Annotated in this window: 6 protein-coding genes; 5 read left to right on the forward strand and 1 reads right to left on the reverse strand. The window is 67.4% G+C overall.

Annotation, left to right across the window (positions count from 1 at the left end):
• Positions 1–290: 290 nt before the first annotated feature.
• Both QH196_RS13145 and QH196_RS13150 read left to right on the forward strand, forming a co-directional pair.
• Positions 291–1,700: an acyl-CoA dehydrogenase family protein gene (locus tag QH196_RS13145; RefSeq protein ID WP_432278057.1), complete on the forward strand. Its 1,410-nt coding sequence runs from the start codon at positions 291–293 to the stop codon at positions 1,698–1,700.
• Positions 1,701–1,742: 42 nt separating this feature from the next.
• A complete protein-coding gene (locus QH196_RS13150; RefSeq protein ID WP_280416059.1) occupies positions 1,743–2,972 on the forward strand; it encodes an acyl-CoA dehydrogenase family protein in 1,230 nt (409 codons plus the stop codon).
• 117 nt (positions 2,973–3,089) lie between these two features.
• Here the strand turns inward: QH196_RS13150 and QH196_RS13155 are convergent, their stop codons facing one another.
• Positions 3,090–3,824 (reverse strand): alpha/beta hydrolase, encoded by a 735-nt coding sequence (locus tag QH196_RS13155; protein WP_280416060.1) that lies wholly within the window; start codon positions 3,822–3,824, stop codon positions 3,090–3,092.
• Positions 3,825–4,289: 465 nt separating this feature from the next.
• On the opposite strand from QH196_RS13155, the gene QH196_RS13160 reads away from it, so the two are divergent.
• From QH196_RS13160 to QH196_RS13170, 3 genes are all read left to right on the forward strand, one after another.
• Entirely contained in the window at positions 4,290–4,925 is a 636-nt protein-coding gene (locus QH196_RS13160; RefSeq protein WP_280416061.1) for a hypothetical protein, read from the forward strand.
• A gap of 209 nt (positions 4,926–5,134) precedes the next feature.
• Positions 5,135–6,754, forward strand: coding sequence for an acyl-CoA synthetase (locus QH196_RS13165; RefSeq protein WP_280416062.1), 1,620 nt, complete (start codon positions 5,135–5,137; stop codon positions 6,752–6,754).
• 172 nt (positions 6,755–6,926) lie between these two features.
• Entirely contained in the window at positions 6,927–8,573 is a 1,647-nt protein-coding gene (locus QH196_RS13170) for an acyl-CoA synthetase (protein ID WP_280416063.1), read from the forward strand.
• Positions 8,574–8,885 lie beyond the last annotated feature (312 nt).

Consider the following 8,885-nt stretch of genomic DNA (forward strand, 5'->3'; position numbering starts at 1 on the left):
CCCCATGGACCCCGGCCCGGGGGGGGGGGGCCGGGCGCCGCCCCCCGGGGGGGCCCCCCCCCCCCCCCCCCCCCGCCCCGCCGGCCGCCCCCCCCCCCCCCCCCCCCCCCCCCCCCCCCCCCCCCCCCCCCCCCCCCCCCCCCCCCCCGCTTTTGGCGGGCCGGTGTCTCGGGTATGTCCGCTCACCAGGACAGGACTGGCACTCGACGCCGTTCTTACTCTTCAGTAAGATAGCCTTACTCCGCAGTAAGATAGCTGGGGCCAGACCCTCACCCCGCGCGAGAAAACAGGTGATGATGAGCATTCGAGACAGCGCTACCAAGCGGCGTCCGGACAACGGCGTCCGCCAGGAGAACGGGGTGGGCCTGCACCAACCCAAACGGGATTGGATGGGCGCCGCCATGCGGGTCATGTCGACGATCACCGGCTCGGAACTCGCCGAGAAATACAACCTGCGCAAACCGATCGACCGGGTCACCTACGAGAGCACCAGAACCGGTTTCCGCACTCTGGGTGCCGCGACCCGCGCCTTCAACAAGGTCGCCGGTGGTGGCGCGCCCAAGCGTCTCCCGGACAACGAGTCGAAGACCAAGGACTACTTCGATCTCACCCCCACCGACGAACAGCAGATGATCGTCGAGACGGTCCGGGAATTCGCGGCCGAAATCCTGCGCCCGGCCGCACACGACGCCGACGAGGCCGCCGCCGCCCCGAAAGACCTGCTGGGTCGCGCCGCGGAACTCGGTATCACCCTGATCAATGTGCCCGAAGAGCTCGAGGGCGCGGCCACCGAACGCGGCGCCGTCACCAACACGATGGTGGCCGAAGCGCTCGCGCACGGGGATATGGGTCTGGCCCTGCCGCTGCTGGCGCCCAGCGGCGTCGCCGTCGCGCTGTCCCAGTGGGGTACCGACGCCCAGCAGCAGACCTACCTGCCGGCGTTCACCGGCGAGAACGTACCGCAGGCATCGGTCGTCATCAGCGAACCGCGCGCCCTGTTCGATCCGTTCACCCTGCAGACCAAGGCCGTGCGCTCCCCCAGCGGTTACCGGCTCAACGGCGTGAAGAGCCTGGTGCCGGCCGCCGCCGACGCCGAGATCTTCGTGGTCGGCGCGGAACTCGACGGCCGCCCGGCACTGTTCATCGTGGAATCCGACGCCCAGGGTCTGTCGGTGGAGGCCGATCCCAGTATGGGTCTGCGCGCGGCCGGTCTGGGCCGGCTCGTCCTGGACAACGTTGCCGTCGGTACCGATGCGATCCTCGGCGAGGGCGATGCCAAACAGCACGCCGCCGACTACCGGGACGCCGTACAGCTGGCCCGGCTGGGCTGGGCCTCGCTGGCTGCGGGCACCGGCCAGGCCGTACTCGACTACGTGATCCCGTACGTCAACGAGCGGGAGGCGTTCGGCGAACCGATCAGCCACCGGCAGGCGGTGGCTTTCATGGTCGCCGATATCGCCATCGAACTCGACGGCCTGCGACTGGTGACCCTGCGCGGGGCCGCCCGCGCCGAACAGGGCCTCACCTTCGCCCGCGAGGCCGCGCTGGCCAAGAAATTGGCAACCGACAAGGGTATGCGGTTCGGTCTCGATGGTGTGCAACTGCTCGGTGGGCACGGTTTCACCAAGGAGCATCCGGTCGAACGCTGGTATCGCGACCTGCGCGGTATCGGTGTCGCCGAGGGAATCGTGTTGGTGTAGTTCCCGGCCGCTGCGGATTCATACCTTCTCAGGAGACTTTCCATGATCAATCTCGAACTGCCGAAGAAGCTGCGGGCCAGCGCGAATCAGGCGCACCAGGTGGCCGCGCAGATCTTCCGGCCGATCTCGCGCAAATACGACCTCGCCGAGCACGAGTACCCGGTGGAGCTCGACACGATGGCCGCCATGGTCGACGGGCTCAGCGATTCGGGCACCCAGAAGATCAGTGGTGCGGCCGGTGGCCGGTCCGATGAGTCCGCCGAGGACACAGCCCCCGCCACCATGCCCGTCAACGCCAACGGCGGCAATATGTCGGCCCTGCTCAACGCCCTGGAAACCTCTTGGGGCGATGTCGGGCTGATGCTGTCGATCCCGTATCAGGGGCTGGGCAATGCCGCGATCGCCGCGGTCGCCACCGATGAGCAGCTGGAACGATTCGGCAAGGTATGGGCTTCCATGGCCATCACCGAGCCGAGCTTCGGCTCCGATTCGGCCGCCGTCACCACCACTGCCGTCCTCGACGGCGACGAATGGGTGCTCAACGGCGAAAAGATCTTCGTGACCGCCGGCGAGCGCTCCACCCATATCGTGGTGTGGGCCTCGGTGGACCGCAGCCTCGGCCGCGCCGCCATCAAATCGTTCGTGGTCCCGCGCGACGCCCCTGGCCTGTCGGTGGCCCGCCTCGAGCACAAGCTCGGTATCAAGGCCTCCGATACGGCGGTACTGCTGCTACAGGACTGCCGGATCCCGAAGGACAATATCCTCGGCAGCCCGGAAGTGAACGTGGAGAAGGGTTTCGCGGGGGTTATGCAGACCTTCGACAACACCCGCCCCATGGTCGCGGCGATGGCCATCGGCGTCACGCGGGCCGCGCTCGAGGAACTGCGCACCATCCTCACCGACGCGGGTATCGAGATCTCCTACGACACCCCGGCGAACAACCAGCACGCCGCGGCCGCCGAATTCCTGCGAATGGAGGCGGACTACGAATCGGCCTACCTGCTGGCGATGCGGGCGGCCTGGATGGCCGACAACAAGCAGCCCAACTCGCTCCAGGCCTCGATGTCGAAGGCGAAGGCGGGCCGTACGGGCACGGATGTGACGCTGAAATCGGTCGAACTGGCCGGCGCCGTGGGTTATTCGCAGCGCCTGCTGCTGGAGAAGTGGGGTCGCGACTCCAAGATCCTGGACATCTTCGAGGGCACCCAGCAGATCCAGCAGCTCATCGTCGCCCGCCGTGTGCTGAACAAGTCCAGCGCCGAACTGAAGTAAGCAGGCCGGACGCGGAAAACCGGTCCGGGCCGCCGCAAGCGGCCCGGACCGGTGTCCTGTTTCCTGCTGGAGCGCGCGCCGCCCTACATCAACTCGCCGGCCGCCTGCGGTTCGACCTCACTTCAGGTGCCGGCCGAAGAACCGGTTCGCCTCCTCCCCCGCGTACTGCGGGACGCCGGAATGTCCGCCCATGTTGGCGTGCAGCGTCTTCTCCTCGGAGCCGAGGGCGTCGAACAGATCCAAGGCCGCTTGCCGTTCGTTTCCTTCGTCGTCCCATTGCAGCAGGACGTGCAGCGGAATGGTGACCTGCCGAGCCTCGGCGAGTATCGCGCGGGGCACGAAACTACCGGCGAAAAGAACGGCGGCCGCGAGGCGCGGTTCGACCACCGCCAGCCGGATGCCGATGGAGATCAGCCCACCCGAGAAACCGACCGGGCCGCCGATCTCGGGCTGCATGAGCAGGGCATCCAGGGCCGCCTGCCATTCCGGGACCGCCTGGTCGACCAGCGGCAGGACGAGCCGGTCGACGATATCGCCGGTGACCGGACCGCCGGTCTGCAACGCCCGCTGCAGGTCGGCGCGGGCCTGATCGGTGGCGGCGGAGCCGGGCCGGTCACCGCCGCCGGGGAGCTCGATAGTGGCCGCGGCGAAGCCCTCCGCCGCGGCCTGCCGGGCCCTGTCCAGCAGTCGCGGGTACATCTTCTGCAGGCCGAGCGGAGGATGGCCGAGCAAGATCAGCGGCACCGGAGCGGATGCGGATTCCGGCGTCCACAGAATGCCGGGGATCTCGCCGAGGGTGAATGTGCGTTCGAGGATGTCGTGGTCGAGACGCTGTTCGGTAATGAAGTGCACGGTCGTGCCTTTCGGGAGTGCTACGGCGCTCCCGGACGACCTATCGCCCGACCGTGACCCCTGAGGGGAGCACCCATGTCGATACTGCGTTCACGGATACCACCTCCTCGTCCTCTGCCACGGCCCCGGAAAGGTAACAGTGGTCGCGGTCGTTCGCCAACGGATTATTCCGGCGGCGTCCTGTCCGGCCGCCGGACGGGAATCACCACCGGCCGTACGCGCCCCACCTCTCGCCCGGGACGCCGTGCCGGAGAACCGAAATTGCGCCCGCGACGCCCGCGCGGCGGTCTGGACAGTGCGCCGACCGGGTGACATGTTGGTGTCAACGTTTTGCGATTGGTTCGACCCGGCGGGTTCATCTCCGCTCGACGCCCGGATCCGCCGGTACGTGTTGCCCCTCTCCACCCTGCTGAACCCACCACCGGGTGCAGTTCCCCGGACAACGTATCTGCAAGGAGACTGGTTATGCGCACAAAGGGCTTCGCCCGTCGGCTCGTCACCTCGCTCGCCGCTACGGCCGCGGCCACCATGCTCTTCACCGGACACGCCACCGCCGAGCCGGCCCAGGTCGATTGGGTTTCGGCGACCCAGCAGCTGCGGACCGCCGCCGCGGGCGACCCCGGCGCCGAACGTGCCGTCGATATGCTCATCGGCGATTCCCGGGTCACCGATGCCGCGCGCGAGGCCGCGTTGCCGGCCCAGCCGTTCCAGATCCCGGCCGAATCGAATATCGGCCGCGGGGGCGGGCCGGGTATGTACGGGTCGGGTGTGGCCTTGAATATCGACGGGTTCCGGTTCGCGTTCTTCGGCGGCCCCGGCACCATCGCCCCGAATCAGGCCGGGGCCCGGCTGGAGGTGGTCTGGCTCAACCTGTCGAACGGCCGCAGCGGGATCGAACCGCTGACCGAGCATATCGACATCATCGCCGACACCACCATCCGCACGCGGGTGATCGATCCGGGTCCCGGCATGGTCGTGGCCGCCGTCTACGGCAGCCTGTGGCACCGGTGGCCGGTGCCGGTGAGCCCGGAACATCCGGATGGCTTCCAGTACGCGCGCGGGGAAATCACCTTCCCGTCGCTGGGCTCGATCTACAACTGAGCCTCCGGCAGATAAGCACAGCTCGGGCACGCGCCGGATCTCCGGCGCGTGCCCATTTCATGGGATGTTCCGGCCATAACGGCGGTGTCGCTTTTGTCCGGTGCGTACGTTGTGAGCGGACGCACTTTCACTGCTACCGTGAGCCCCGATATGCCGTTCGGAATCGCTAGGTCGAGTGCCGACGCGAGGATCTGTGGAGGTGTTCGAGGGTGAACCTGGCGCATACGCTGGAGACTGTCAAGGCATATGGGCTGCTGCAGTCCAGTGGATTCATCGATCTGAAGAATCCGGGGGAAACCCTGCGGACGCTCAAGGATTCCAAGACCTATATCCCGCAGGCGACGCTGATCATGCATTCGGCGCGGATCGCCCCGGATGCGCCGGGCCTGGTCGACGAGCGCGGCGAGCTGAGCTACCGCGAACTCGACGAACAGTCCACGAAGATCGCGAACGGCCTGCGCAAGGCCGGCCTCACCGAAGGCACCGTGATCGGCATCCTGGCCCGCGACCATCGCGGCCTGATCCTGTCGATGGCCGCCGCCGGCAAACTGGGTGTGAAGATCGCCCTGATGAACACCGGGTTCGCCAAACCCCAGTTCGCCGAGGTGTGTGAACGCGAGAAGGTTGCGGCGGTCCTGCACGACAGCGAATTCCTCGGTCTGCTCGACGCCCTGCCGGCCGATATGCCGCGTTTCCTCACCTGGGTGGACGAGGGCACCGAACTTCCCGAAGGCGCGAAAAGCCTGGACGATCTGATTGCCGATAACGGCCTCGAGGCACTGCCCGTCCCGAGTAAGCCGGGCGGTTTCATCATTCTGACCAGCGGTACCACCGGCCTGCCGAAGGGCGCACCGCGCGAGAAGGCGTCTCCGGTGGCCACCGCCCAGTTCCTGGACCGGATGCCGTTCCGCAAACGCGCCACGATGGTGATCGTGTCACCGATCTTCCACAGCACGGGCCTGGGCACCTGGCTGGTGGCCACCGGCCTGACCAACAAAATCGTCATGCGGCGCCGTTTCGATGCCGAGGCGACATTGAAGATGGTGTCCGACCACAAGGCCGACATGCTCGTCGCGGTACCGACCATGCTGCACCGGATGGTGGAACTGCCCGAAGAGGTCCGGGCGAAGTACGATACGTCCTCGCTGAAGGGCATCGTGCTGGCCGGATCGGCCCTCTCGCCGGAACTGAGCGTCCGCGCGGCCGAGGTGTTCGGGCCCGTGGTGCACAACCTCTACGGGTCCACCGAGGTCGCCATCGCGACGGTGGCCAAGCCGGACGAGCTCGCCAAGGCCCCCGGCACCGTGGGCCGTCCCCCGCTGACCTGTGATGTGCGGTTGTACGACGACAACGACAAGCAGGTCACGGCCAAGAACGTCACCGGCCGGATCTTCGTCCGCAGCGGCGCCCCCTTCGAGGGGTACACCGACGGCCGGCACAAGCAGATCATCGACGGCTACATGTCCAGCGGGGATGTCGGCCATTTCACCGACGACGGCCTCCTGATGGTCGACGGCCGCGACGACGACATGATCGTCTCCGGCGGCGAGAACGTCTTCCCGCAGGAGGTGGAGAACCTGCTGCTCGAAAGGGAGGACATCTTCGATGCCGCCGTGGTCGGTGTCGACGATGTGGAGTTCGGTAAGCGGTTGCGCGCGTTCGTGGTGCCCGAACCCGGCCACACTCCCACCGAGGACGAGATCAAGGCCCACGTGAAGGAGAACCTCGCCCGGTACAAGGTTCCGCGCGAGGTCGTCTTCCTCGAGGATCTGCCGCGCAACCCCACCGGGAAACTGCTGCGCCGGGTCCTGGTGGAATACGAGGTCTGACACCGCCTCTCGCATCACGAAACCGGGACATTCCACAACGATGTCCCGGTTTCTTTACTGTCCGAGACAATGTCGTCGCACATGGGGACCGGATTGCTAGGGTTGGCACAGCACTGGAGCTCGAACAGGTAGGCCGCCGGTCCGGCGGTTGCGCCCCGGAAGGTTGTCGCCGATGACATTGTCGCTGCCCGGCCCCGTTCGCAAGGCCGGCGATATCGCGCTGGCCGTGAACGTGATGCGTAAACGCGGCCTGTTCGATCCGCTGCGGCTCGACCACGCCGTCAAGTCGATGGTCAATGCGGGCAAATACGGTCCGTTCGCGGCAGTCGTGATGCATGCCGTGCAGGACCGGCCCCATTCCCCGGCGATCGCCGACGAAAAGGGCGAACTCACCTTCCGCGAGCTGGACGAGCAGTCGAACGCCTTCGCGCGCGGACTCGTCGAACGCGGCCTGCGCGCCGGTGATGTGGTGGCCATCCTCGCCCGCGACCATCGCGGCATGGTGCTGAGCATGCTGACCTGCGGCAAACTGGGGCTGCGCGCGGTCCTGATGAACACCGGCTTCGCCAAACCGCAGTTCGCCGATGTGGCCGAACGCGAGAAGGTCAAAGCCGTACTGCACGACAGCGAATTCTTCGAGCTGATGAGCGCGATCCCGGACTCGATCCCGCGCATCCTGACCTGGGTCGACGAATCCGACCATGCGGATCCCGCGATCCCCACGGTCGAATCGGTATCGGCCGGACAGTCCACCGCACCGCTCACCGCGCCCGGTAAGCCCGGCGGCACGGTCATCCTGACCAGCGGTACCACGGGCACACCGAAAGGCGCCCCGCGCGACAAGGTCAGCCCCTTCATCTCCGCCCAGTTCATCGACCGGGTACCGCTGCCCAGCAACGGCACCATGGTGATGGCGGCCCCGATCTTCCACGGCACCGGACTGTCTCAGTTCAGCCTCGGCCTCGGCCTGGGCAACCGGGTGATCTTCCAGCAGCGGCGTTTCGATCCCGAACTCACCCTCGCCAATATCGAGCGTTACCGGGCGGATTCGCTCGTCGTGGTGCCGACCATGCTGCAGCGCCTGCTCGACCAGCCGCGCGAAATCCTGGACCGCTACGACGTGTCCTCGCTGCGGGTCATCTTCGCGGCCGGTTCGGCCATCCCACCGGATGTGGTGGTGCGCACCGGCGAATACTTCGGCGATGTGCTGTACAACCTGTACGGCTCCACCGAATGCGCGGTGATCACCGTCGCCACTCCGGAAGAGCTGCGGGCCGAGCCGACCACCGCGGGCCGGCCCCCGGTCGGGGTGCGGATCGCGCTGTACGACGAGAATCGCAAGCGGATCACCGAACCCGGCGTGACCGGCACGATCTTCATCGACAACCCGCACGCGTTCAAGGCCTATACCGACGGCCGCACCAAGGAACAGGTGGACGGGATGATGTCCTCCGGCGATGTCGGGCACCTGGACCGTAACGGCCTGCTGTTCATCGACGGCCGCGACGACGATATGATCGTCTCCGGCGGCGAGAACGTCTTCCCGCAGGAAGTCGAGCATCTCATCGCCAACCGCTCCGATGTCCTGGAGGCCGCGGTGGTCGGCGTGGACGATCGCGAATTCGGCAAACGCCTACGGGCCGTGGTGGTCCCGGGACCCGATTCGGCACGCGACCCGCGGGAGATCAAGGACTACGTCAAGGCGAATCTCGCCCGCTACAAGGTCCCTCGGGAAGTGATCTTCCTCGACGAACTCCCCCGCAACGCCACCGGCAAACTGCTCCGCAAACCCCTGACGGAACTGGAACCCGACCGCTGATCCGCGCGCACCGCGCGGATCGCCCCCACCGCGGTGCGCTCACGTGCAACCACCAACGGCATGCACCCAATCGGACCCGGCACTTCGGCCCCCAGAGCCCCGACCCGACCGACAGCGCCACCCGCCCGACCGACAGCGTCACCCGAGCCGAGCGACAGCGTCACCCGAGCCGAGCGAGCCCGCGAACCCTCTCACCCGAATCCGACGCAACCACCGCGGCGCCGAGTCTTACGAGGCCCTCGAAGGGGTGGGGCCCGGGCCCCGGGAGAGCCCCCCGGCCGCAAAGGCGCCGCGCCGCGGGGGGCGGGGGGG

The sequence above is a fragment of the Nocardia carnea genome, from assembly GCF_029868325.1.
Classification (GTDB): domain Bacteria; phylum Actinomycetota; class Actinomycetes; order Mycobacteriales; family Mycobacteriaceae; genus Nocardia; species Nocardia carnea_C.